This is a genomic window from Roseivirga ehrenbergii, assembly GCF_001593005.1.
GTDB classification, from domain to species: domain Bacteria; phylum Bacteroidota; class Bacteroidia; order Cytophagales; family Cyclobacteriaceae; genus Roseivirga; species Roseivirga ehrenbergii.
Genome location: NZ_LQZQ01000023.1, coordinates 127,842 through 153,811 on the forward strand (window position 1 = coordinate 127,842; position 25,970 = coordinate 153,811).

Sequence of the window (25,970 nt, forward strand, 5' to 3'; positions counted from 1 at the left end):
TTGAACCTCGAAGTTTAAAGAATAATTCCTTTAAAGCCCTTCGTTTTTAGCAATCAACTCAGCCAAATCCATTACTTCTACACTGGCTTCCTTATTCTTACTTTTTACACCATCTCGCATCATGGTCATGCAAAACGGACAAGCCGAAGCAACAATACTCGCACCTGTTTCAATCGCTTCTTCCGTTCTTTCAACATTCACCTCTTTATTACCAGGTTCTGCATCTTTAAACATTTGAGCACCACCTGCGCCACAGCATAAACCTTTCGTTCTGCAACGCTTCATTTCAATTAACTCGGCATCGAGAGCTGCTAAAACCTCGCGTGGAGCTTCGTAAATATTGTTCGCCCTTCCTAAGTAGCAAGAATCGTGATAAGTAATCTTCTTTCCTTTGAACTCTCCGCCACCTTTCAGGCCAACCTTGCCTTCATTAATTAATTGCTGAAGGTAAGTAGAATGGTGAATCACTTCGTAATTACCGCCTAGCTCTGGATATTCATTTTTAATGGTATTGAAACAATGAGGACAAGCCGTCACAATCTTCTTTACATTGTAAGTATCCAAAACCTGAATGTTGGAAACTGCCTGCATTTGAAACAAAAACTCATTTCCAGCCCTTCTGGCAGGGTCTCCAGTACAGGTTTCCTCTGGCCCCAAAACGGCAAAAGAAATGCCTACTTTGTTCAGTATTTTAACAAAAGCTTGGGTTACTTTTTTATATCTGTCGTCAAAAGAACCAGCACAACCTACCCAAAAAAGTATTTCAGGAGATTCGCCTTTGGCGGCCAAATCGGCCATAACGGGTACATTATTCAAATTATCACTCATGACTTCTTTCGCTCTTAAGATTTAGACTCCATTTCTTCTGCCCACTTAAACCTGTCTGTTGGTGGAAATTTCCATGGAGCAAAATTGGTTTCCACATTTTGGAACATACTATTCCATGAAGCTGGCGACCCTGACTCTTCCATGGCCACGTACCTTCTCATTTGTAAAATAATGGCCAGTGGGTCAATATTTACTGGACAAGCTTCTACACAAGCATTACAGCTGGTACAAGCATTAATTTCTTCTTTAGTAATGTAATCACCCAAAAGCGATTTTCCATCTTCTAACCCTTTACCTCCTTTGGCCAAACTAGCGCCTACTTCTTCGGCCCTGTCACGCGTGTCCATCATGATTTTACGAGGGGAAAGTTTTTTGCCCGTCATATTTGCTGGGCAATTGTCTGTACAGCGGCCACATTCTGTGCAAGAATAGGCATTCATGATATTTACCCAACTCAAATCATTTACATCCTTGGCACCAAACCTTGCAATTTCTGCTGAAGGTTCATTGGCATTCTCTGTAGGCATTCCCAACATCATTTTCACTTCGTTGGTTACCTCGGCCATGTTCTCCATTTTCCCTTTAGGGTTTAGGTTTGAATACCATGTATTTGGAAAGGCCAAAGCGATGTGTAAATGTTTAGAGTAAGTAACGTAAACGGCAAAGCCTAAAATTCCGAGAATATGGAACCACCAAGCAAAGCGCTCTATAATAATCAGTGTTGAAAGTTGCATTCCTTCAAAAAGAGGTACTAGAAAACTGCTAAAGAAGAATGTTCCTGTTTGCGTATAATGCTCGTCCTGACCTTGAATAAGCATATCTGTTGCATTCATGGTAAGAATGGCAAACATCAAAATAATTTCAATAACTAAAATAAGATTAGCGTCTAAAGTCGGCCATTTCTTCATTTCATTCCCCTGAAAGCGCTTTACTTTCAATATGTTTCTTCTGATTAAGAAAACCACACATGAAAAAAGAACACCTACGGCTAAGAATTCAAAAACGTTGATGAGAACGGTATAGAAATCACCCAAAACTGGAGCAAATATTCTGTGGGTTCCTGCAATTCCGTCAATTACGAATTCAAGCACCTCAAGATTGATTACCAAGAAGCCCACATAAATCAACATGTGTAGAAAAGCAGGTACAATGCGCTTAAACATTTTCTTCTGACCTAATGCTACCAATAGCATTGTCTTCCATCTTTCGGGGCTTGCGGTTCTTCCAGAAGCTTTTCCTAGAAAAATATTTTTCCTGATTCGACTAATGCGTTGGTACAGAAAATATGCTGCTACAGCCACTACAATCAAGAAAACGATTTGAGAAATATACTGCATAGATTAGGGCTTCAAGGGTTAATAAGAATTCAGACCTGAAATTATTAAAAATGTTTTGTACGGGTGAACTTTTTGTATACTTTTGTGCCTCCAATTGAGGGTGCTGTAGCTCAGTTGGTAGAGCATCGGACTGAAAATCCGTGAGTCGGTGGTTCGAATCCACTCAGCACCACGTTGAAAAAGCCTTCCAGAAATGGGAGGCTTTATTTTTTGCTCTTCAGTTAATAACAATCTCACTCCACTGGGCATAAACAAATATACATAATGAAATTAAAATAGTATGCATGCATACTATTTTTTAAGCTTCATCAATTCTTTTTCGGTTAAAAAGCGCCATTTACCACGTGGCAAGTCTTTTTTGGTTAATTCACCGTATACTACTCGGTCTAGTTTCTCAACCTTATAACCTAGGTGTTCAAAAATTCTACGAACAATTCTATTCTTACCCATGTGAATTTCGATTCCCAAAACGGTTCCATCGGGACTTGTCACTGCTAAGTCATCTACTGGTGCTAGACCATCTTCTAAGGTTACTCCCGCTTTAATTTTATCGAAATCTTCTTCTTCAATCGGTTTATCTAAAGTTACCTGATATATTTTCTTCACTTTGTGTGAAGGGTGTGTCAGTTTTTTAGCCAAATCTCCATCGTTAGTAAAAATCAGCAAGCCTGTAGTGGCCCTATCTAATCTTCCTACAGGAAAAACTTGTTCCTCGCAAGCATTTTTAATCAAGTCCATTACGGTTTTTCTACCCTCTGGATCGCTTGTGGTACTGATGAAATCTTTGGGCTTGTTAAGAACCAAATAAACCAGTTTCTCTCTTTTCAACACATTGCCTTCATACGAAACCTTATCGGTAGGCTTTACTTTGTAACCCATTTCGGTTACTACTTCTCCGTTCACTTTAATTTCGCCCGCCTCAATAAGCTTATCCGCTTCGCGTCTAGAACAAACGCCTGAGTTAGAAATATAGCGATTGAGCCTTATTTCACTTGCACTTGCTCGTCCTTTTTGCACGAGCTCGCGATCGTAAGTAGGTGGAGTTTTTGGAGTGTTTTTAACCTTATTGAAAAAAGGCTTATTTGATTTGAATTTCTTTGCCATAATGATGCAGTATCTCTACTGGAATATACGCAAAGGTACGAAAAGCTTATCTAGGAATCTCCTTCTGTAGGTTGACCTATTTCGTTTTCTTCAGTGGCAAAGTCCTTTGGGGTAGGTAAATCCTTAAGACTATTGATGCCAAAGTAGTCCATAAATTTTTCTGAGGTTCCATAAAGCAACGGTCGCCCTACGTTTTCAGACTTTCCCTTAATTTCTACTAGTTCTTTTTCCAACAGCTTCTGAACGGCATAATCGCAGTTTACACCACGAATTTGTTCCATTTCTGATTTGGTAACAGGTTGCTTGTATGCAATAATAGAAAGTGTTTCTAAGGCCGAAGTTGAAAGCCTTTTCTTCGATTGCTGCTTGAGTAAAATACCAATACTGGCTTGGTAGGCAGGCTTGGTAAGAAAGTGATAACCCCCTCCACTTTTAAATATAGTAAAGGGGTATTCATCACCTAAATACTTTTCCTCAATTTTGACTATAGCATTCAAAATATCCTGTTCTGGTACATCTGCCTCAAACATTTCGCTCAGACAGGACTTAAGTTCAGCTATTTTAATTGGTTTTTCGGAACAAAAAATAAGGGCTTCAATATGATTTCCAAGGAAATCCACTAGCTCTTTTGCGCCAGTTTAGCCTCAATAGAATGCATGGTATGTGGTACTGCCTTCAGCCTTTCTTTTGAAATAAGCTTTCCAGTGTCTACGCAAATGCCATAAGTACCATTCTTAATTCGAATTAAGGCATTCTCCAAGTTATTGATGAATTTTTGTTGTCTGGCGGCAAGCTGATTAAGGTTTTCTTTTTCCAATGTATCAGCCCCATCTTCCAAAACCTTGGTAGAATTGTTGGTTATATCAGTTCCTGTATCTCCTCCTTTTGAAATACTTCTTTTTAATTCGTTGAATTCACTTTTAGCCTTTTCCAACTTATCGTTGATGAGCGCCTCAAATTCTTTTAATTCACTATCAGAATATCTCGTTTTTTCTGCTTGGCTCATAATTAGCTTTGTTTAAATGTACTGCTATAAAAATTGCACTAAAATAGCCCTACTACAAGAGAACGCAAAGGCTTTCATATAATTTTTAAGAGGATAGAATATCGAGTATATTATTCCTGAGTTTGAGCACTTCTGGCAAATAAAATAGTTTAAAAACAGTCAAGTATAGATCATAAAAAAAGACCCAATGGGTCTTTTTTATCTTAGGTTGTCTAGTTGTTTCAGTATTGAACATTCAGGGATTGCATCCTTTTCGCAATTGAAAAGTTATCAATTTGCACCCTGTACTTCATTCTGAGGTACCGATTAATCACTTCGATCTTTCTACCCTTTTTCAGGTTAAAATCGATTGCATTATTAATTAAACAATTCATTTAGTTGGGTATTAGATGGTTCTGAAAATAGTCTCACCTAATATAAGAATTTCTCATACATATTGCTTCACATTGAGATAAAATTAAGATCACAAATTGACAACCTACATTAAAATGTATTTGAAACGAATAAGTTAAACGATAAAGTTAGAAACGAGTGCCAATAGCGACTGTTTCCTTCTTAATCGTGACTTTCCCTGATGGCTCTATAATTTCGAAAAGAATTAAATAATAGCCTAAACGGGCCTTTTCACCTGAATTTGTGGTGCCGTCCCAACGGAAAAAGCCTGTAGTTCCTACCAGTGAATTCTGCGAAACATTCTTAATGAGGTTTCCATTTGAATCGTAAACCGAAACTGTAATTACATTACCCGAATTGTCGAACTCATAGTTTATGGTGGTGAAATTGGCACTACCTGCTACATCTGGCGCAAAGGCTTTAGGTTCTATACTAAATGTAGCCACGGTTGACGGCTGGCTTTGCGCTTGCGAATTTTGATAACCAGGAGTAGCGTAGCCCGATTGACTAGAAGCTGACTGCCAATTATTAACATCATTTGAAAGACCGGAAAAACGAATGCGCTCAAGCGAAACGCCATCAACAGAACTTAATAATGAGGAATGATAATCTTCATCGTATTCCACTTCATCGATTACAATAGCTTTACTATTTACAAAACGAACCACGCCAGCATCGGAAGGCATGCTCGGCAAGGAACTCAATTCTAAGATCGTAGAAAGCTCTGTGCTCGCGTATTGGTTTTTTAAAATATCCCCATCGGTGGTAATCGTTTTATAGCTCGATGGTGCAATAATATCTTCCGTAGAAATAACTCTATCATTTGTTTTTCCCTCTATTCGCCAGTTTTTAAGATTAACATATTTGTTCGATTGATTATAAATTTCGACAAATCTCACACCGCCAGTTTTAGGATTGAAAAGGATTTCGTTTATCACAATATCCAGCGCTGCTGCTTCCACGGCTATCACAATGGTTGCTTGACGAGCATCTGCCAAAATGAGATTGCCGCTACAGTCAGTGATGTTTTCCACCGTAATTTGATAAGCAGTATTCGATACAAGAGCACTACTCAAATTCAAGGTGGCAGATTTAGCGTCAGACCCCAAACTTATGCTCGACACAGAAATTCCTCCAGATATGGAAATGTTGTTAGCGAGTAATGAAGAGACGGCTAGTTTTTCGTTAAACATCAGCTGAATCTGACTATTATTTAGCGCCACTGCTTTTATCAACTCTGGCCCTACTAGATCGGGGTTAATTCCATTGACAGAATTTTGTGCTCCTGGGGTTCCTCCAACAACAGCCTCAGAGGCCTTCCAATTAGATTGTTCTACACAGGCGTAACTAAGATCAATCAACTCAAGGCTAAAGCCTCCATTCGCTTTTGAAGTAGATCTGTACCATGCCGAAGAATACTCAACACTGTGAATTATTTGATTCCCCAATTTTAGAGAAACCTTATCACCAGTTGTATTTAAGCTGGGCCAGCTTGAAACACCTAATACATCGCCATAAGGATCCAATTTTGTTTTGTCAAAACTTGCTGTAAGGATTAAATATTCAGAAGGTTTTAGGTCGAAACCGCCTAAGGTGGTTGTGCTTGCACCATCTGAAAGTGTTAAGCCTGTCAAAGAAATGATTTTAGAAGAAGCATTGAAAAGCTCTAGATATTCCACTACTGGTAAGCCCTGTGAAGGAGCTGGGTTAGCCATAATTTCAGTGAAAATAAGTTCTTGATAAGCTGGACTCGCCCCTTTCACAAAAGTGAAACTATTAGAGGATAGTGCATTACCAGAGCAATCTGCAATTCCGTTTGTTGTAAGTACAAGCTCAAAGCCCTTTGTAAACTCCTTGTTCAATTTCAATTGTACACTTCTACCAAAAGCATCAAGTACGCTTACGGAAGCCACCGAAACCCCATTTTGTAGAGTGAAATTTGAAGGAATCAAAGTACTAATGTCCATAGCTTCATCAAAAGTCAGCTTGAGTTCAGTGGCGGAAATCACTTCCAGTTTTGTAATGGATGGCGCTGTAACATCTGCTGTAAGGCTAAATACAGAATTCTGTTCTGCTGGTGTACCTCCATTTGGCGAAACAGAGGCCGCAAAATTGGTATATTCAAAACATGGCTTTTCCGGATTGATTAACTCCACAGAAAAACCTCCACTGGCTTTTGTGGCATCATTATAAAATGTTTGATCGTAAGCAATCGAGTCAACCACCACCTTATTTCTGTCCAATAAATAAACCGATTCGCCTGTATTCGAAAGTGAAGGGAAATTTCTGAGACCAATGGCATTCCCATAATTCAAGTATTGTGCAACCGCCCCTTGAGTGGTTACCGCCAAATATTCACCTGGAGCTAAAACTTGAGCCGTAAATACTGCAGTATCTCTTTTGTCGGTCAGTAAGAAATCTCGCAGTTCAATGTTTGAGTTTCCACGGTTGTAAAGCTCTATAAATTCAGCGTTAGGTAAGCTTGAAGTCGGTTTTGTGTCGAAGTAAATTTCATTGATCACTAAATCTCGAAACACTGGAGTAACGGGGGCGGAAAAAGTGAAGTCGAAAGTAGCAGCATTCATTGCCTTACCCTGTTTATCTTGCACTCGGTCCACTGTAAGCTGGTAAGCTAAAGCATTGGTCAGTGGAGTTCCAAATTTAAGCGATACCCTTGAAGAAGAACCCGCGACCAAAGTAGCAGAGGTTGGATTTCCCACTCCATTATTTAATGAATAATGATTAATAGTTCTCGCAGTGGCTGCATTTAGCGGTTCATTAAATACAACCTCAATCTCATCTAAGTAGGTAGAATTGACTTCTAAAATCACGGGGGGAGTAAGGTCATAGCTCAGTTTGTTTCTTGAGCTATTTATCGTGAACCCAAACGAATCCTTAATATTCTGTACTATAAGTTCATAATTAATACCCTCCACAAAGTTGGTATTGAAAAGAAGGGTTACCACCTTAAAATCATCAGAACTAAGCACCGCAGAAATGGGGTTTCCGATCCCGGAATTCAGCACATAATTTTGAGTGGTTTCAGCAGTAACTTCATCCAATTCCTGATCGAAAGTAAGTACCAAACTATTCTGACTGAGGATTTGAATATCAACAATATGCGTACTGTATGTAAAGTCATAGCTGATTACTTCAGATGTATTACCATGGGCATCTAACAGTTCTTGCACTACCAAACGATATTTCAAGCCTTCCTTCAATGGAATTGTCAGGTTTAAAGTGACCAAAGAAGCGTCATTTGCATTCTGAACCGCTGACTTCAATCCAACCCCATTATCGAACCCGTAATTTTCTATGTCTTCAGCAGAAGCTTTGTTCAGCGCTTTGGTAAACTGCACCTGAATGGTGGTGTCATTCAAAACCGTGAATGTCCCAAAGTTTGGCTTCAAGCTCGAAAAAGTAGCAGTTAAATCAACTGGAAGGCCATTCTCGAACACATCGGAAATATTAGAAATGCGAAGAGTGTTTTGAGAATTATTACCTAAAGTAGCGAAAGTAAGCTCTACAATGTTGGTGTTTTTTTCTGTACGAACTGCGGTCATTGGAGCCCCAATTCCGTTATCAACAAAATAATTATTGACATTTTCAGCAACCTCTTTCACCACCTCTTCTGAAAACTCTACCAAAATTTTAGTAGGGCTAGCCAGGGTAATTCCTACCAAGCGAGGTGCCAGTCGGTCGTAAGTGAAGTCTTCGTTTCGTTGGGTTGAAATTGTATTGCCAGATAAATCCTGAATTCCAGTAAGCGATAAGCGATTCTTAACTTCCTGTTCAAATGCCTGCGCAAATGTGAGTAATACAGAACGTTTGTCCGCTTGACGCGTTACTAAACTTGGATTTCCTATACCATTATTCGCGATGTAATTATTTACGGCCTCTGCAGAAGTTTCATCCAATATTTCATCAAAATAAACTCTAAGGTTACGCTCGTCAATTACCACTACAGAGTCTATGTCTGGGTCATCGGTATCATAAACAAAAGTGGTGTTCAGCAACTGTAAGCGACCGTTATTGCTGGATTGAATGTCCTCAAAACTAATGTACTGATTTTTATTTTCATCAAAATTGGTACTGAAAACCAAATGCACCAATCTTGGGTTCGTGTTGTCTAACGAAGCAGCAACCGGGTTACCAATATCGCCATCTACCCAATAATTGATCAATTGTTCTGCGGTGGATTCATCAGCATCAACGTCAAAATACACATCAAGCAATTGAGCAGACAACACTACAACTGTGTCAATTTGATTCACAAAATCGAGGTTGACAGAGGATAGACTAACTGTGTTTCCCAGCGTGTCTGCTAAGTTTTGAAATGTAAATTGATAGGCCGTGCCAACAGATAGCGCAGCGCCTAAATTTAGCCTCACTCGCTTATTATTATTGGCGTCAACAATCGCCTTTGTTGGGTTTCCTATTCCCAAATTAATCGAAAAGTTGGCTTCAGTTTCTGCCAAAGTTTGGTTCAAGTTTTCATCAAAAATAACGTCAATTGTGGTGCTATCTTTAAACACAAACCTTTCAAATACTGGCGCCAAATTATCAAATAGAAATTCTAAAGTGTTTGTGCCTATGGTATTACCAGCACAGTCCGTGGCTCCCGTTAATGATACCGTATAAATCGTTCCTGAAACCATCGGTGTACTTAAAGTCAACACCACAGATTTGTGGGTAGTTTGATTTACGATTTTTGAGGCAATAGCTCCGCCATTATTCAAGGAGTATGATGCTCCATCAAGCGAAGCGTCATCCATAATTTCATCAAAAAACAAAGTCAACTGACTTGGCGAATCAACCCTAACTTCAGTCAAGTTAGGCGCCATTACATCTGGAATATTGTCATAAACGGAATTTTGCCCCGAAGGAGTAGCACCCTGAGCATTCGTTGAGGCTTGCCAATTGTTGATGTCGCTACAAACAAGCTCTGGATTTATTTGCTCAATGGACCAACCGCCATCTGCTTTGGCAGCATCTTTATACCAATCGGTATTGAAAGTAAGGCTGTCGACCAAATTGCCGAGATTATCCTTCAGCAATAGTTGTTCGCCTCCATTTGAAAGGCTATTCCATGAAGTAACACCCACTACATTTCCAAAAGCTTGAAAATCGACAACGTTTGAAGTTGAAGTTAAAATAACATAAGTCTGCGGTTGCAGCACATAGCTAGCAATGGTTCCTCCTGTTAAGTCAAAATTGGCCAAATCAATGGCTTTGCTGCCTGCATTATACAGCTCAATAAATTCATCAGATGTGCCAGAGGGCAGTGTTTGAGGATCGGGCTGAGCCGCACCCGTTGGGTCAGCAAAAATTTCGTTGATTACTAAAGTTCGATAAGCCGTTTGTGTGGCATTGGTCACTGAAGACTGCAAGGCAGAAGCCAAAGCGTTTCCGCTTTCATTGGCTACATTATTAATGGTCAGTTGGTAGGTATTATTCGCTAACTCAGCCCCAAAAGTGAGTACCACTTTATTAAGTTCAAGCCCATTTCGAGCAGCAGAGGAAGGTGCACCATAGCCAAAATCCAGACTATAATTGTTTGCTGTATTGGCAGATATGACTTCTACATTCTGATTGAAAACGACTTCTACCTGAGTATTTGAAAGGGTTGAAATACCCGAAACCTTCAACGGTAAGTAAGAAAAGTTAGTGCTAAGGCCCGAAGCAGTTGCCAACGTTGATTCATCTTTAACGCTATTAACCGTTAGCCCAAAGTTGTTTTCTGTAAGGTCTGCACCAAGCGTCAACACCACTTTATTGAGTTCTGTTGCACTTCTTACGGCCAAAGTTGGGCTGCCAATTCCATTATCAATTACAAAATTGGAGGCGTTTTCAGCCGTGGTTTGATCAAGGTTCAAATTGAAATTTACTTCAATCGAATTTTTAGAAAGTACCTGAACTGCCGTAATAGAAAGCGCCTCAACATAACTAAAGGCAGAGGTTAAATTAACTGCTGGTGTGCTACTTGCCGCATCTTCAACATTGTTCACTGTCAGTTGGTAATTGGCGTTTGGCATTACCGAAGTGGTAAGCGTTACCTGATTGGTAGCGGTTCGCGAAGTTGAAACTACAGTTATTCCATTATTCAAACTGTAATTCGCTATGCTTTCGGCCGTGGCTTGTGTAACTTCTTGGTTAAAATTTACCACTACGGAAGTTGAAGTAGGAGCACTTGTTGAACTAATGGCCAAAGGCAAAATCTGCTCTACAATGCTCACATCATCCATCACAAACTCTGCAGCCGAACCTGAGCCATCTCCCCTTTCTACTTTCAGTTTGACGATTACATTACTTTGGCCAGATGCTTCGCTTGGCAACTCGTACTCATATTTAGTATAGCTAGTAGTGTTATCATTCGGGAAGGTAGTAGCATCCCCAATAGACACATTGTCAAGAAAATTATTTCCTCCATCAATTGATGTTGAAAAACTAACCAAAACGGGTCTGGTTGAAGTTCCTCCTCCATTTTGCTTGGAATAGGCATAAAAAGATAAAAGCGGATTATTAACTCCTGCGAAGTCCAACGCAATTAAAACCTCGCCAGAAAAAGTAGAAGTGGGGATAATATTCAACGAACTTGTGCCAGTTCTTCCGTTTGGTCCTTGAAAAATTCTTGAGCTATTCTGGACTTCATTGCCTGTCCAGTTAGAAATAAAAGCCACATGATTGCCCGTAGTAAAAGCCTGTTCAAAACTTTCACTAGAAGGAAAGGTGTTAATCTGACTTAACGCTATATTTGCGGTAAGCAGAACAAGAGCTGCTATGGCAATTGATATACTTAACCTCATCTGAGATTCACAAGTGTTTAGATTCTAGCCTGTTAAAGTACGAAAAATATGGTTCTATTTCCCATAATCATTTGATTATGAGTGTAAAATAATGAAATAAAAAATGAGAATAGCAGTAGTTGGCGCCACTGGACTTGTTGGTGGTGAAATTTTAGAGGTTTTAGCAGAGAGAAATTTCAAATTTGACGAGTTACTTCTTGTCGCTTCTGAGCGATCTGTTGGCAAGAAAATGACTTTTAATGGCAATGAATATGAAGTAATTAGCTTAGCCAAAGCGGTTGAATTAAAACCTGACTACGCTATTTTCTCCGCTGGCGGAAGTACTTCATTAGAATGGGCTCCAAAGTTTGCTGCTGCCGGTTCTACTGTCATCGACAACTCTTCGGCATGGCGAATGAGCCCTGATCACAAACTGATTGTCCCAGAAATTAATGCTACTAGCCTTACTGCGGAAGATAAAATTATTGCTAACCCCAACTGCTCAACCATTCAAATGGTGGTGGCTTTAGGGCCTTTGCACAAAAAGTACAAGATTAAAAGAATCGTAGTTTCTACTTACCAATCGGTAACGGGTTCGGGAAAAGCTGCCGTTGATCAAATGATGAATGAGCGTAACGGAATCCAAGGAGATATGGCTTATCCGCATAAAATAGACATGAATGCCTTGCCTCATATCGATGTGTTTTTGGATAATGGCTACACCAAAGAAGAAATGAAAATGGTGAATGAAACCAAGAAAATCTTTGGTGACGACTCTATTCGCATTACTTCAACCACAGTAAGAATCCCAACGGTGGGTGGCCATTCGGAAGCGGTAAATGTAGAGTTCGAAAATGATTTCGACCTAGAAGAATTAAGGGGTATTTTAGAAAATGCTAATGGCGTAATTGTACAAGATGACCCTAAAAACAATCTTTACCCAATGCCATTGACAGCACATAAAAAAGATGCTGTTTTTGTAGGGCGTTTGAGAAGAGACGAAAGCCAGCCGAACACATTGAATATGTGGATTGTGGCTGATAATCTAAGAAAAGGAGCGGCTACCAATGCGGTTCAAATTGCTGAATACTTATCTAAAAACAGCTAATTTTTGATAAAAGCACTGCTAACACCTGAAGTTCAGAAGTTTATTCGGGATCATGAAAACGATGATCCCGCTACTTTGATGCTTCGGGCAAAACAGTATGCCGATATTCCTTTGAAAGAAGCGGTTGAACAGATTCAATCTAGAAAAAAGGCGAAAACTAAATTACCCACTTGGTACAGGGCAACCAATCTAATTTATCCTCCACCACTTAGTTTAGAGCAATCATCTTCTGCCCTTACTGCTGAATTCAAAGCCTCGTTGTTCTCGGGTGAAAAATTCGTAGACCTGACTGGCGGAATGGGCATAGACTTTTCCTTCCTTTCAAAATCTTTTAAAAAGGGTTTTTATGTTGAAAGGCAGGACAACTTGGTGGAAATAGCGCGGCATAACATGAAATGCTTGGGCATAACCTCCGCGGAGTTTTATAATGCCGAAGCAGAAGATTTCTTAAATCAAACTTCCGAAAAATTCGACCTCATATTTCTAGATCCGGCCCGAAGGAGAAACCACGACCAAAAGGTTTTTAGAATTGAAGACTGTGAACCTAATGTGCTTTCACTGCTCCCATTAATGAAGACCAAAGGCAGGTCAATACTAATGAAGACTTCGCCCCTATTAGATATTAAGGGCGCGGTAAGAGACCTTGGAGGAGCCACAGAAGTTCATGTTGTTGCGGTGAATAATGAAGTGAAAGAACTCCTTTTTATTATTGATGATCAGGCCAGCGAAAATCCAATCATTAAGGCCATTGACTTGACAAATACCCAAGTAGGATTTGAGTTCAATTATGAAGAAGAGCAGGGCATTCATCTGGTTCATGGAAATATTGAAAGCTATTTATACGAACCCAATGTGGCCATTTTAAAAGCTGGTGCGTTTAAAAGTATCGCTAGCCAATTTGGTTTAACAAAGCTTCATGTGAATTCTCATCTGTACACCTCAAAGACGCTAGTTGCTAATTTTCCTGGCAGAAGTTTTAAAGCGATTGAAGAAATTAGTCTCAACAAAAAAGAACTGCGTAAAGCCCTACCAAATTTGAAAGCCAATATAACGGTTCGGAACTACCCCATGACTGTTGAACAGATAAGAAAAAAAACCGGGTTGAAAGATGGAGGCAGCTTCTATATTTTTGCTACTACAGATCAGGGTGGTAAAAAGATAGTACTATGTGAAAAGGTAGATCAACAATAGAACCACCAACGGAAGCCCATAATATTTCAGAACCAACAAGCGATTTTGTCTACTCATCCACCAAAGCATACGCCAAGGAGAATATAGGCCAATCATCACAGCTAATGCTGCCACACCAATCAGAAACTTAAGGGTAACTTCCATACCAAAAGAAAGCTAATTTCATTAAAAAAGCCATTCCGATTTCTCACAATGGCTTTTCAGTTTATGTTTTGGAGCACTTATAGTGTTCTCTTAACTTCTTGAATTTCGAAACCTTCAATTACGTCTCCTTCTTTAATGTCGTTAAAGCCTTTAATGCTCAAACCACATTCGTAACCAAATTTAACTTCAGCCACATCGTCTTTAAAACGTTTCAGCTGACCGATGTTACCCGTGTAGGTTACAATACCATCTCGAATCACTCGGATTTGATTGTTTCTCTTCACGAAACCATCTAACACGAAACAACCTGCAACAGTACCCACTTTAGAGATTTTGAATACTTCTCTTACTTCGATGTTACCCGTAATTACTTCTTTCTCGGTTGGCTCTAGTAAGCCTTCCATTGCATCTTTGATTTCGTTAATCGCATCGTAGATGATAGAGTAAAGTCTGATTTCGATTTCTTCGTTTTCAGCAATTCTTCTAGCACCGCTAGATGGTCTTACTTGGAAACCTATGATTACCGCATCAGAAGCAGAGGCAAGTAGTACATCCGATTCGGAAATTTGACCAACCCCTTTATGGATAATATTTACTTGAACTTCTTCAGTAGAAAGTTTCAATAGTGAATCACCTAAGGCTTCGATAGAACCGTCCACGTCACCTTTGATAATCACGTTAAGTTCTTTAAAGTTACCCACGGCTAATCGTCTACCGATCTCGTCTAGAGTAATATGTTTCTTAGTTCTTACACTTTGCTCACGTAGAATCTGCTCACGTTTGTTTGCAATTTCTCTCGCTTCACGCTCAGAGTTCATTACATTAAAACGGTCACCTGCTTGAGGAGCCCCATCTAGACCTAGCATTTGCACAGGAGTAGAAGGCCCCACTTCTTTTAGCTTGTTTCCTCTGTAATCAAACATGGCTTTTACCTTACCGTAATGTGGTCCGGCCAAAAGTACATCTCCAATTTTAAGCGTACCTCCTTGAACCATAAGTGTAGTTAAGTAACCTCTACCTTTATCGAGAGAAGCTTCTACTACTGTACCTACTGCGTTCTTTTCTGGGTTTGCTTTTAACTCAAGCAATTCAGCTTCGAGCAATACTTTTTCCAAAAGTTCTTCCACACCTTGACCGGTTTTGGCAGAAACTTCTTGGCACTGATATTTACCTCCCCAGTCTTCCACCAAAATATTCATTTGTGAAAGCTCTTCCTTGATTTTATCTGGGTTAGCGTTTGGTTTATCAATTTTATTAATCGCAATTACAATTGGCACTTCAGCCACTTGAGCATGGTTAATTGCCTCTTTTGTTTGCGGCATCACGTTATCGTCAGCAGCAACTACAATAATTACTACGTCCGTGATTTTAGCACCACGCGCTCTCATCGCTGTAAAGGCTTCGTGACCAGGAGTATCAAGGAAAGCGATTTTCTTACCTTCCTTAGTGGTTACGTCATATGCCCCAATGTGCTGGGTAATTCCCCCGGCTTCACCTTCAGTTACTTTAGAGTCTCTAATATAATCTAGTAAAGAAGTTTTACCGTGGTCAACGTGACCCATGATGGTTACGATTGGAGCTCTATCTAGTAGATCTTCCGCTTCATCTGTTTCTTCTACAATTTCAACGTCCTCATCAGCCGTAGTAAAGCTTACATCAAAACCGAATTCATCGGCAATAATGGTTATTGCTTCGGCATCCAAGCGTTGGTTAATTGAAACGAACATTCCCAAACTCATACAAGTTGAGATTACTTCGTTTACAGTCACATTCATTAGAGAAGCCAAGTCGCTCGCAGAAATAAACTCAGTTACCTTAAGTACTCTTGACTCTTCGTGCTCCTGAAGCATTCTTTCTTCGGCAGCTTCAGCGGCAGCACTTCTCTTTTCTTTACGGTATTTAGATCGACCTTTGCCGCCACCTTTTCCACCACTTAAGCGGGCAAGGGTTTCCTTGATTTGATCTTGTATTTGCTTATCTGTAAGTTCTTCTTTCGGAACTCGCTTTCTAGAATCTGCACCTCCGCCTCTTTGTGGTGGTCTTCTATCTCCTCCACCAGCAGCACCGCCACCTCTATTAGGGTGTTCCGGTTTAGATTGAATTCTCTTTCTTGGACGTTTCTTCTTATCGGCCGCAGACTGATTGCCTTTATTTTGATCTTGCTTAGGCTTCTCCTTCTTAGTAGGTAGTTCTATTTTGCCAAGAACCTTTAAACCACTAAGTGAATCAGCTTTTGCTTTAATCGTTTCACTTTCTACTGGAGTTGGTGCAACAGGGGCAGCTGGCTTAGGTTCCTCTGGCTTTTTCTCTTCTACCTTGGCTTTAGCCTCTGGTTTTTTCTTAGGTTCAAGGTCGATTTTCCCTAATACCTTGAAGGTATGAGGTTTGTTCTCCTTCACCTCTTTCTTAGGTTCTTCTACTTTTTTCTCAACCTTAGGCGTTTCCTTTACAGGAGCTGCTTCTTCCTTAGCAGGACTAACCTCTTCCTTAACAGGCTCAGGTTTTGGTTCTTCTTTTTCAACTTTCGGAGTTTCCTTAACCTCTTTTGGTGCCTCAACTGCAGGCGTTGGTTTTGGTTCTTCCTTCTTTAAAACCTTTTCGCTGCTTACATTCTTTATAAGCACCTCTTTTTCTTCAGGTTCTGGCTCTTCAATCTTTTTAGGAGCAACTGAAGGAGTAGGCTCAGGTTTTGAAACCGGCTTTTCTTCGGTATGCTTATTACCGATAGTTAGATGAGAAGCCTCCTCTTTTTCAGAAGCTGATGCAGCAAATTCTTTGGCAAGCATACTGTACTGCTCGCCAGTGATTTTCGCGTTTGGACTGCTGTCAACATCAAATCCTTTAGAGGAAAGGAAGTCTACTATGGTACTACGACCAACGTTTAATTTCCTTGCCACTTGGCTAAATCTCATCGTTCTTTCTTCTGCCATACTCAAATATCCCTTTTTTTAAGCGTTTAAAAAATCTCAGTCCTTATCAAATTCTTGTGAAAGGATACCAAAAACGTGCTTTACTGTTTCTTCCTCTAACTCTGTTCTTCTCACAATATCTTCCTGAGAAAGAGCAAGCACACTCTTTGCAGTATCTAGACCGATTTTCTTTAACTCATCAATAATCCAGCTGTCGATTTCATCAGAAAATTCATCCAAATCAACATCTTCTTCTTCTAGTTCAGATAACTCTCTGAACACATCTATTTCTAATCCAACTAGCTTAGAAGCTAGCTTTATATTCTGTCCACCTTTACCAATGGCCAATGAAACTTGGTCTGGTTTAAGGAAAACTGAAACTCTACCATCCTCTTCCCGAATTTTCATGCTAGTAATTTTAGCAGGACTTAATGCTCGGGCGATGTACAACTCCATGTTGTCGGTAAAGTTGATTACATCTATATTTTCATTCTGAAGCTCACGCACGATAGAATGGATTCGAGATCCTTTCATACCAACGCATGCACCTACCGGGTCAATACGATCATCGTACGACTCAACAGCAACCTTGGCTCTTTCACCCGGTTCGCGAACCACTTTCTTAATTGTAATTAAACCATCATAAACTTCTGGCACTTCGTTTTCGAAAAGTCTTTCGAGGAATTCGCCTGAAGTTCTTGAAAGAATAATTTTAGGGTTGCCATTTACCATGTCTACACGATCGATAATTGCACGTACAGAATCTCCTTTACGGAAACGGTCTTTTGGTATTTGTTCTGCTTTCGGAAGCGAAATTTCATTTCCTTCGGCATCTATAAGCAACACTTCTCTACCCAAAATCTGATATACCTCAGCAGAAATCATTTCACCCACTAAGTCTTTGTATTTCTGATAAAGAAGATCTTTCTCTAAATCCTTAATTCTTTGAATCAAAGTCTGGCGAGCTGTCATTACGGCCCTACGCCCAAAGTCAAGTAATTTAATTTCCTCAGAAACTTCTTCACCTACCTCAAAATCAGGTTCAATCTTACGTGCTTCCGAAAGGCTTATCTTGTCATAGTCCCAAATATCTTCAGAGTTATCGTCAACAATTTCTCTAAAGCGCCAAATTTCCAAGTCACCTTTATCGGCATTAATGATAATATCAAAGTTATCATCAACCTCGTACTTTTTCCTGATCATGGTTCTGAAAACATCTTCCAGAATTCTGATCATGGTTGGTCTGTCGACATTTTTATTTTTCGCAAACTCTGCTAATGATTCGATTAATATTGAACTGTCCATTCTGATTACTTAAATGACACTAATACATTCGCTTTTTCGATAGTATCGAAATTGATTTCCACCAATTCAGAACCTATTTTCTTTTTCTCTTTTACTTCTTTTTCAAACTTAATGGTATTCTCGCAAACCTCTATGAGTTTTCCTTTTACAATTGAGCTATCCGTCAAAACCAACTTTAGCTCTCTGCCCACATTTTTCTGATACTGTCTTTTCAGCTTCAACGGATGATCAAGACCAGGCGATGAAACTTCTAAAATATATGGATCATCCATGATGGCCTCAGCTTCCATTTCGTTACTGATGGCTCGGCTTAAATCTGCACAATCGTCAATGTTAAAACCGCTGTCGCTATCTAAAAGCACCAATATTTTGGTCTTTCCGCTAACGCCTTTCACGATCACATCTACGATAAAGTAGGATTCATCCTTCAGGCTACTTAAAGCCACCTTCTCTACAAAATCCTTTAAATCCATAAACTATAATCAGAAAACAAAGAGGGGACTTTTGGTCCCCTCGTGGTAAATTCCCTTAAGTGATGCAAAATTAATGTTTTTTTTATTCAAATCAAATAAATGTCTGAGAGATAGATTTTAACATATGAGTCTATTATTTTGGACAAAACTCAAACCAAAAATGATGGTACGCCACAGATTAACTTTCTACTTATTGCTTGCTCTTTTTTGTTCAGTCTTGGCTTGTTCCGAATCAAAAAATTCAGAAAATAAAAAAGGCAGTTTGAAAACACTTATTTCCGCGCCTGCCCTTAATGTAGATTCCGTTTATTCATTTATTCAGAAACAAGTTGATTTTGGACCGAGAGTACCTAATTCCCAAGCCCACAAAGCAGCTGGTGAGTGGTTTGAAGAAAAGTTTAGATCGTATGGCGCCAAAGTATATCTACAAGAATTTGAAGAATACACTTACAGCGGAATAAAGATTGAACTCAAGAATATCATTGCAAGCTTCAACCCAGAAAAGAAAAAGCGCCTGCTGCTGGCAGCACATTGGGACACCCGCCCTTTTGCAGATAGTGATCCCGAGGACAAGAAGGCTCCGCTGGATGGTGCCAATGATGGAGCAAGTGGGGTTGGGGTTTTACTGGAAGTGGCCAGAATTATTGGTTCAGTTCAAAATCCAGATGTAGGTATTGATATCATTTTGTTTGATGGCGAAGACTGGGGTGATGCCGGTGAGGATTTCGGCAGAATGAAAGGAGACAAAGACTCATGGTGGTGTTTGGGTTCTCAATATTGGAGTAAGAAAACACACATTCCTAACTATACTGCCTATTATGGAGTTTTACTCGATATGGTAGGGGCGAAAGATGCCACCTTCTATTATGATGGAGTGTCGCAAGAAAATGCAGGCCGAATACTCACTCAGGTTTGGGATATCGCTAATGAATTAGGTCATCAGAAATACTTTAAACAAGAGAGTGTTTTACAAAACGGACTTATAGATGACCATGTTTACGTCAATAAATACGCGCGAATTCCGATGATTGATATTATGGACTACCGAAAGGCTCAGAACAGCTTTTTTCCCGGCCACCATACCACTCAAGATAATATGGAAGGGATAAGCAAAGCCACCTTACAAGCCGTAGGTGAAACTTTGCTTACTGTAATCTTTAACGAGTAACTATTTCAACAAACTCAATAAATACTGCCCATAACCAGATTTAACCAAAGGTTTGGCTACTGTTTCTAATTGTTCTTTAGAAATGAATTTCATTCTGTAGGCAATCTCTTCTATACAGCTAATCTTAAAACCTTGCCTCTCTTCAATCACTTGAACAAACTGACCTGCCTGCATTAAAGACTCGAAAGTACCAGTGTCTAGCCAAGCGGTTCCTCTATCGAGGATGCTTACTTTAAGCTCACCTTTGGCTAAATATTCTTTGTTTACATCAGTAATCTCCAGCTCGCCTCTTGGGCTAGGTTTCAAATTCTTAGCAATTTCTACTACACGGTTATCATAGAAATAAAGACCAGGAACTGCGTAATTCGATTTAGGCTCTGTAGGTTTTTCTTCAATGCTTAAGGCATTCATTTCTTCATCAAACTCCACCACCCCGTATCTTTCTGGGTCAGAAACGCGGTAAGCATAAACCACTCCACCTTCAACCTCGGTATTGGACTGAAGTAATTTTGGTAAGCCAGAGCCGTAAAAAATATTGTCGCCCAATACTAAGGCTACTTTGTCATCGCCTATAAATTCTTCGCCAATGATAAAAGCTTGCGCCAAGCCTTCTGGGTTTTCTTGCACCGCATACTGAAAATTACAGCCCAACTGACTTCCGTCTCCTAGCAATTTCTTGAAGAGTGCGTTGTCATGAGGTGTAGTAATGATCAGAATATCTTTGATGCCTGCCATCATCAATATTGACAACGGATAGTAAATCATAGGCTTGTCGTACACAGGCATAAGCTGCTTACTCACCGCCAATGTTAATGGATGCAATCTTGTACCTGAGCCTCCTGCGAGTATAATTCCTTTCATAATTAGTCTTTGTACTGGTTACTATAATATGACTGATACTGTCCTGAAGTTACGTTGTTCAGCCAAGCCTCATTCGCAAGATACCAATCTACGGTTTTCTCCATTCCTTCTTCAAATTGTAAGGAAGGTTCCCAACCCAATTCTTCTTTAATCTTACTGGCATCAATGGCGTAGCGCATGTCATGGCCGGCCCTGTCGGTTACGTAGGTAATTAACTTTTCAGAAGTACCTTCCGCTCTGCCCAATTTCTTGTCCATTACTTTGCAAAGCAGTTTCACAATGTCAATGTTCTTCCACTCATTAAAACCCCCAATGTTATAGGTTTCGCCTTCATTTCCGTTATGGAAAATCATATCGATGGCCTTGGCGTGATCTTCTACAAATAGCCAATCTCTAATATTTTCGCCTTTACCATAAATAGGCAAAGCTTTATTGTTTTTTATATTATTGATGCACAAAGGCAAAAGCTTTTCTGGAAACTGAAAAGGACCGTAGTTATTGGAACAGTTCGAAACCACAATCGGCATTTTGTAAGTATTCGCATAAGCCCTCACAAAATGGTCTGAGCTTGCCTTAGAGGCTGAATAGGGCGATTGTGGTTCGTAAGGGGTCGTCTCCAAGAAATAACCCGTTTCGCCTAATGAACCATATACCTCATCTGTAGAAACATGGTAGAAAAGTTTGCTTTCGAAGCTTCCGGCCCAGGTGTTTTTGGCTGCATTCAAAAGATTTACTGTGCCTATTACATTCGTTTTCACAAAGGCCAATGGGTCGGTAATTGAACGGTCCACATGAGATTCTGCTGCTAAATGAATCACCGCATCAAACTGATGCTCTTTAAAAATACCATCTAAGAAATCAGCATCATTAATATCTCCTTTTAGAAAGGTATAATTGGCTTCATTCTCAATATCCTTCAGGTTTTCGAGGTTACCTGCATAGGTAAGTGCATCCAAATTATAAATGGAATAATTCGGATACTTCTTTACAAAAAGCCTAACCAAATGGCTTCCAATAAAACCTGCTCCGCCTGTAATTAAAATCTTATTCATGTTTTCCGTATTGAACATGTTCAAAGATAACAGATTGCCCTTATCCAACCCCTTCACATTCGACAGGGTTTTCACTTCAATGGTTAAATGAACATTAATCTTCGACAATCAATTTACCTAACGATCGTTTGTTCGGTTAACGAAATTGCGTAATTTTCAGAAAATAATAACAACCATGGATTTTGAGCTAAATGAAAACCAAACCATGATCGCCAGCATGATCAAGGATTTTGGAGAGAAAGAAATAACTCCTTTTAGAAATAAATGGGACGATGACCAAACCTTCCCTGTAGATGTAATGAAGAAGTTGGGCGAACTCGGCCTTATGGGCGTAATTGTTCCTCAAGAATACGGTGGATCTGGCTTTGGCTATGACGAATACATAACAGCCATAATGGAACTGACCAAACTAGATCCTGGAGTTGGCCTTTCGATGGCCGCGCACAACTCTCTGTGCACGGGGCATATTCTACAGTTTGGTAATGAAGAGCAAAAGAAAAAATGGTTGCCAAAATTGGCTACTGCCGAATGGATTGGCTCTTGGGGTTTAACTGAACCAAACACGGGTTCAGACGCAGGAAACATGAAAACCACTGCAAAAAAAGACGGCAACGAGTGGGTAATTAACGGTACTAAAAACTGGATTACACATGGTAAAAGCAGCGATATTACTGTAGTGATTGTTCGTACTGGCGAAGTGGGCGATTCTCATGGAATGACCGCTTTTGTGGTAGAGAGGGGAACTCCTGGTTTTAATGGCGGAAAAAAAGAAGACAAACTGGGTATGCGTAGCTCAGAAACGGCAGAAATGATTTTTGAAGATTGCCGAATTCCTGAAGAAAACGTTTTGGGCGAAGTGGGTCAAGGCTTTATTCAATCCATGAAAGTTTTGGACGGAGGTAGAATCTCGATTGCTGCACTAAGTTTAGGTATTGCCGAAGGAGCTTTTGAAGCAGCACTAAAATACTCTCAAGAAAGAGAGCAGTTCAACCAACCGATTTTCAACTTTCAAGGCATTTCCTTCAAGTTATCGGATATGGCCACAAAGCTAGAAGCTGCTAAACTTCTCACTTTTAGAGCCGCTGAACTAAAGAATAACGGAAAAAGCGTTACCAAAGAATCGGCTATGGCAAAGTACTATGCCTCTGAATGTGCGGTAGAATTCTCTAACGAAGCGGTGCAAATCTTTGGCGGATATGGTTACACCAAAGATTATCCAGTAGAAAAATATTATCGTGATTCGAAACTTTGCACGATTGGCGAGGGTACTTCAGAAATTCAAAAACTGGTAATTTCTCGGTCAATCTTGAAGTAAGCAACCCATAATTTGAAAAAGAATAGGGAAGGATAGCCGAATAGCTGTCCTTTTTTGTGGAAATCAGTGGTTTAGAAAAATAAAACCCCTACTTTTGCAGTCCAAATTGAAGGGAGGTGTTTCAAGGATTATGATTATTATTAACGTAAAAGAAAACGAATCTATCGACAGGGCTCTAAAAAGGTTCAAAAAGAAGTTTGAAAGAACTGGTGTTTTGAAAGAACTAAGAGCAAGACAAGCTTACGAAAAACCTTCAGTTGCTAACAGAGCTCAGAAGATCAAAGCAGCTTACAAAGAAAAAATGTACGCCAACGAAAACTACTAAGGCTTACTTTTTCTAATCATATTTAATCACTATGTTAGTACTGTTTGCGAAAGCACAGTGCTAACATGGTTGATTCATTCTTCAAATACATATCGTTCGAGAAAAGATACAGTAAGCATACTGTTATTTCCTATCAATCAGATCTCGCACAATTCACAAATTACATTTCGGAACAATTTAAATGCAGTGACCTAAGTTTGGCCACTCAAATAATGGTGCGTTCTTGGGTGTTATCATTAATGGACGCTGGCACTTCGCCCCGTACGGTAAACCGAAAAATTGCCAGTCTTAGGTCTTATTACAAATTCTTAATAAAGCGAGGCGAAATTGAAAAAGACCCAACTGCCAAAGTTCGCTTACTCAAAACCCAAAAAGACTTACCCAGCTTTGCCGATGAAAAAGAATTGGTCAACCTTTTAGACCGATTCGAATTTACTCATGACTTTGAAGGACTGAGACAAAAGCTAATCATCGAATTACTTTACGGAACAGGCATAAGATTATCGGAATTAATTGGGCTCAAAGATTCCGATATAAATCATTACGAAAGCGCGCTTAAAGTATTGGGTAAGAGAAACAAAGAGCGTGTAATACCCATAGCTGCACCACTCCTATCACTCATTGCTCAGTATAAAGCTGAGAAAAATCATGTGTTCGGAGGCAATCCAAATGCGTTTTTACTCGTAAACAACAAAGGAGACAAGGCATACCCGATGATGGTTTACAGAATAGTAAATAATTTTCTGGACATGGTTTCTTCTACCGAGAAGAAAAGTCCCCATGCTTTGCGACATACATTTGCCACGCACCTTCTAAACAAAGGGGCAGACCTTAATGCTGTGAAAGATCTTTTAGGGCACAGCAGCTTGGCGGCAACGCAAGTATACACACATAATTCGCTTGAAAAACTGAAATCAATTTTTGATCAGGCGCACCCTAAAGCTTAAGTTTTAACCCTTAAACATTACGATTATGAAAGTACAGATTCAATCAGTTCACTTCGATGCAGATCAGAAGTTGATCGACTTCATTCAGAAAAAATTAGATAAACTAGATACCTTTTACGACCGAACTATTGATGCAGAAGTCATTTTAAGAGTGAATAATGAGGGGATTGAAAACAAAACGGTTGAGATTAAATTAAACGTTCCGGGTGACCAGCTTTTTGCTGAAAAAACCAACGGTTCGTTCGAGGCCGCAACCGACCATTGTACAGAAGCCTTACGCAGACAAATCAAAAAGCACAAAGAAAAATCTTTGGCGCACTAAGAATAGATAAGAATTCATTAAATCGAATGAGCTGCTTTTGTAAAAAGGCAGCTCATTTTTTATTGTCGTTTTGAGAATAAAATAAGTCCATATACCTATATTGATCCTACTTTTTCTGTGTAAATAATAAAATGTCACTGACATTTATCTGAAATTAACTGGTCAACTATGTCACTAAAACTCAAAACCTGCTTCTGTCTCCTATTATCCATTTTCATTTTCGCCAGTTGTAGTTCTTCTGGTAGTGATACCACTAATCAAGATATAATCGTCAAAGAATTCCCTAAAACAGCAATACTTTCTGGCAAGCCTGCAAAGGAAATTATGCTCACCACTACTTGGGCAAACCTTGTTGTGGTTGATACATTTTTAGTGGTTCAAAAAAGAGAAGCGCCCTTCATAAAAATATACAGTACAAACAACCATAAGCTTCTTGGAGAAATTGGCACTCAGGGTTCGGGTCCAAATGAATTTGAAATGCCAGATATATTGAAGCAAATTTCCTACGATAAAGAGAATAATTCGCCCGTAGTAACACTATACGACCTAGGCACTTACCGAATCTCTAAAGTAAATATTCTAAAAGTAATTGAAGGCAGCGATAATGCCATTACGCAAGAGCGCGCACCCGATTTAAACAGTGTCACCGTGACTTTACATCATATTGATCACTCTCTCTTTTTAGCCAACCCTGAAACCGGTGGGAGATTTGTTATTCTTAACTCTAGTTCAAAGGATACAACATATATCCCTTTTATTCCTGAATTAGATGTAGAAATGAAGGACTATACAAAATTCATGATCTTTCAGTCTTCGGTTGTTATCAATAAAAAGAGAAACAGATTCGTTGCAGCCCCCACCTACTTAGATGAATTGAACTTCTTTGATTTGAAAGGAAATTATATCCGCTCCACAATTATCAGCCCAAGGGAAAACCTGTTGCCCCCTCCTGGAATTCAATCTCTTCCAACAGGGATAATACGCCATTCTTCTTCATTGGTAGAAGTTGAAAATAAAATTTATGCTCTAAAAAAAGGCCCAGATGAAGGTAAGATACAGGTATTCGATTGGGATGGAAACCCTTTAGAACAGTATACTTTAGAAGTTAATAGTAGAATTGGCTCTTTTGCTTATGACAAAATACACAAACAGTTTTATGTGTGTTTTCCAGATGAAGAGCCTTATAACATTTATACTTACCCGTTAAATTAAGAGATACTATTTCCGCTTATGAAACTTAAATTCTCAATTCCCTTAATATTACTACTCGTTTTTGCTGGATACTTTCTTAAACAGTACAACTTAACCGAAGGCTTATTTATTCTTATTGCAGCGCTTGTGGGTGGAGGGATAGGCGAGTTTTTGGTTAAAAAGATAGCGAAGAAGGAAACTTAATA

Annotated in this window: 20 protein-coding genes and 1 tRNA gene; 10 read left to right on the plus strand and 11 right to left on the minus strand. The window is 39.5% G+C overall.

Going from position 1 to position 25,970, the window contains the following annotated elements; genetic code table 11:
• Nucleotides 1-30: 30 nt before the first annotated feature.
• Entirely contained in the window at nt 31-828 is a 798-nt protein-coding gene (locus tag MB14_RS09645; RefSeq protein ID WP_246032648.1) for a (Fe-S)-binding protein, read from the minus strand.
• A gap of 14 nt (nt 829-842) precedes the next feature.
• Entirely contained in the window at nt 843-2,165 is a 1,323-nt protein-coding gene (locus MB14_RS09650) for a 4Fe-4S dicluster domain-containing protein (RefSeq protein WP_062591353.1), read from the minus strand.
• A 99-nt stretch (nt 2,166-2,264) separates the two neighbouring features.
• Here MB14_RS09650 and MB14_RS09655 point away from each other — a divergent pair.
• A tRNA-Phe gene (locus tag MB14_RS09655) sits at nt 2,265-2,337 on the plus strand.
• Between the two features lie 119 nt (nt 2,338-2,456).
• On the opposite strand, the gene MB14_RS09660 is transcribed toward MB14_RS09655, so the two are convergent.
• The 4 genes from MB14_RS09660 to MB14_RS09675 form a co-directional block, all read right to left on the minus strand.
• The gene (locus MB14_RS09660) at nt 2,457-3,269 is read right to left on the minus strand and encodes a pseudouridine synthase (RefSeq protein WP_062591354.1); all 813 of its coding nucleotides are present in this window, start codon (nt 3,267-3,269) and stop codon (nt 2,457-2,459) included.
• Between the two features lie 50 nt (nt 3,270-3,319).
• Entirely contained in the window at nt 3,320-3,889 is a 570-nt protein-coding gene (gene scpB, locus MB14_RS09665) for an SMC-Scp complex subunit ScpB (protein ID WP_062591355.1), read from the minus strand.
• The gene (locus MB14_RS09670; protein WP_062591356.1) at nt 3,889-4,275 is read right to left on the minus strand and encodes a TraR/DksA family transcriptional regulator; all 387 of its coding nucleotides are present in this window, start codon (nt 4,273-4,275) and stop codon (nt 3,889-3,891) included. The genes scpB and MB14_RS09670 overlap by 1 nt, the downstream gene beginning before the upstream one ends.
• Nucleotides 4,276-4,796: 521 nt before the next feature.
• Nucleotides 4,797-11,474 carry an Ig-like domain-containing protein gene (locus tag MB14_RS09675; protein WP_062591357.1) on the minus strand — a complete coding sequence of 2,226 codons (6,678 nt, stop codon included), beginning with the start codon at nt 11,472-11,474 and terminating at the stop codon, nt 4,797-4,799.
• Between the two features lie 103 nt (nt 11,475-11,577).
• Here MB14_RS09675 and MB14_RS09680 point away from each other — a divergent pair, with 103 nt between their 5' ends.
• Together MB14_RS09680 and MB14_RS09685 are read left to right on the plus strand one after the other, a co-directional pair.
• The gene (locus MB14_RS09680; RefSeq protein WP_062591358.1) at nt 11,578-12,561 is read left to right on the plus strand and encodes an aspartate-semialdehyde dehydrogenase; all 984 of its coding nucleotides are present in this window, start codon (nt 11,578-11,580) and stop codon (nt 12,559-12,561) included.
• Nucleotides 12,562-12,564: 3 nt separating this feature from the next.
• A complete protein-coding gene (locus tag MB14_RS09685) occupies nt 12,565-13,752 on the plus strand; it encodes a THUMP-like domain-containing protein (protein WP_062591359.1) in 1,188 nt (395 codons plus the stop codon).
• A gap of 221 nt (nt 13,753-13,973) precedes the next feature.
• Here the strand turns inward: MB14_RS09685 and infB are convergent, their stop codons facing one another.
• The 3 genes from infB to rimP are packed head-to-tail and all read right to left on the minus strand — an operon-like array spanning nt 13,974 to nt 18,583.
• Nucleotides 13,974-16,826, minus strand: a complete 2,853-nt coding sequence (infB, locus tag MB14_RS09690) for a translation initiation factor IF-2 (protein ID WP_062591360.1) — start codon at nt 16,824-16,826, stop codon at nt 13,974-13,976.
• A 36-nt stretch (nt 16,827-16,862) separates the two neighbouring features.
• Nucleotides 16,863-18,110, minus strand: coding sequence for a transcription termination factor NusA (nusA, locus tag MB14_RS09695; RefSeq protein ID WP_062591361.1), 1,248 nt, complete (start codon nt 18,108-18,110; stop codon nt 16,863-16,865).
• 5 nt (nt 18,111-18,115) lie between these two features.
• Nucleotides 18,116-18,583: a ribosome maturation factor RimP gene (gene rimP / locus MB14_RS09700; protein ID WP_062300859.1), complete on the minus strand. Its 468-nt coding sequence runs from the start codon at nt 18,581-18,583 to the stop codon at nt 18,116-18,118.
• 262 nt (nt 18,584-18,845) lie between these two features.
• On the opposite strand from rimP, the gene MB14_RS09705 reads away from it, so the two are divergent.
• On the plus strand, nt 18,846-19,751 hold the full coding sequence (locus tag MB14_RS09705; RefSeq protein WP_246032647.1) for a M28 family peptidase: 906 nt from the start codon (nt 18,846-18,848) through the stop codon (nt 19,749-19,751).
• On the opposite strand, the gene rfbA is transcribed toward MB14_RS09705, so the two are convergent.
• Entirely contained in the window at nt 19,752-20,612 is an 861-nt protein-coding gene (gene rfbA / locus MB14_RS09710) for a glucose-1-phosphate thymidylyltransferase RfbA (RefSeq protein ID WP_062591363.1), read from the minus strand. It abuts the gene before it with no gap.
• Between the two features lie 2 nt (nt 20,613-20,614).
• A complete protein-coding gene (gene rfbB / locus MB14_RS09715) occupies nt 20,615-21,664 on the minus strand; it encodes a dTDP-glucose 4,6-dehydratase (protein WP_062591451.1) in 1,050 nt (349 codons plus the stop codon).
• A gap of 175 nt (nt 21,665-21,839) precedes the next feature.
• On the opposite strand from rfbB, the gene MB14_RS09720 reads away from it, so the two are divergent.
• The 6 genes from MB14_RS09720 to MB14_RS18945 all read left to right on the plus strand — a co-directional run bounded on the left by MB14_RS09720 (nt 21,840) and on the right by MB14_RS18945 (nt 25,968).
• Nucleotides 21,840-22,979 carry an acyl-CoA dehydrogenase gene (locus tag MB14_RS09720; protein WP_062591364.1) on the plus strand — a complete coding sequence of 380 codons (1,140 nt, stop codon included), beginning with the start codon at nt 21,840-21,842 and terminating at the stop codon, nt 22,977-22,979.
• A gap of 130 nt (nt 22,980-23,109) precedes the next feature.
• On the plus strand, nt 23,110-23,304 hold the full coding sequence (gene rpsU, locus MB14_RS09725) for a 30S ribosomal protein S21 (RefSeq protein ID WP_053222271.1): 195 nt from the start codon (nt 23,110-23,112) through the stop codon (nt 23,302-23,304).
• A 65-nt stretch (nt 23,305-23,369) separates the two neighbouring features.
• On the plus strand, nt 23,370-24,251 hold the full coding sequence (locus MB14_RS09730; RefSeq protein ID WP_062591365.1) for a tyrosine-type recombinase/integrase: 882 nt from the start codon (nt 23,370-23,372) through the stop codon (nt 24,249-24,251).
• Between the two features lie 25 nt (nt 24,252-24,276).
• Entirely contained in the window at nt 24,277-24,573 is a 297-nt protein-coding gene (gene hpf / locus MB14_RS09735) for a ribosome hibernation-promoting factor, HPF/YfiA family (RefSeq protein ID WP_053222273.1), read from the plus strand.
• Between the two features lie 168 nt (nt 24,574-24,741).
• Entirely contained in the window at nt 24,742-25,785 is a 1,044-nt protein-coding gene (locus tag MB14_RS09740; RefSeq protein WP_062591366.1) for a TolB-like 6-bladed beta-propeller domain-containing protein, read from the plus strand.
• Nucleotides 25,786-25,803: 18 nt separating this feature from the next.
• Nucleotides 25,804-25,968 (plus strand): hypothetical protein, encoded by a 165-nt coding sequence (locus tag MB14_RS18945; protein WP_157716568.1) that lies wholly within the window; start codon nt 25,804-25,806, stop codon nt 25,966-25,968.
• The last annotated feature ends 2 nt before the right edge of the window (nt 25,969-25,970 follow it).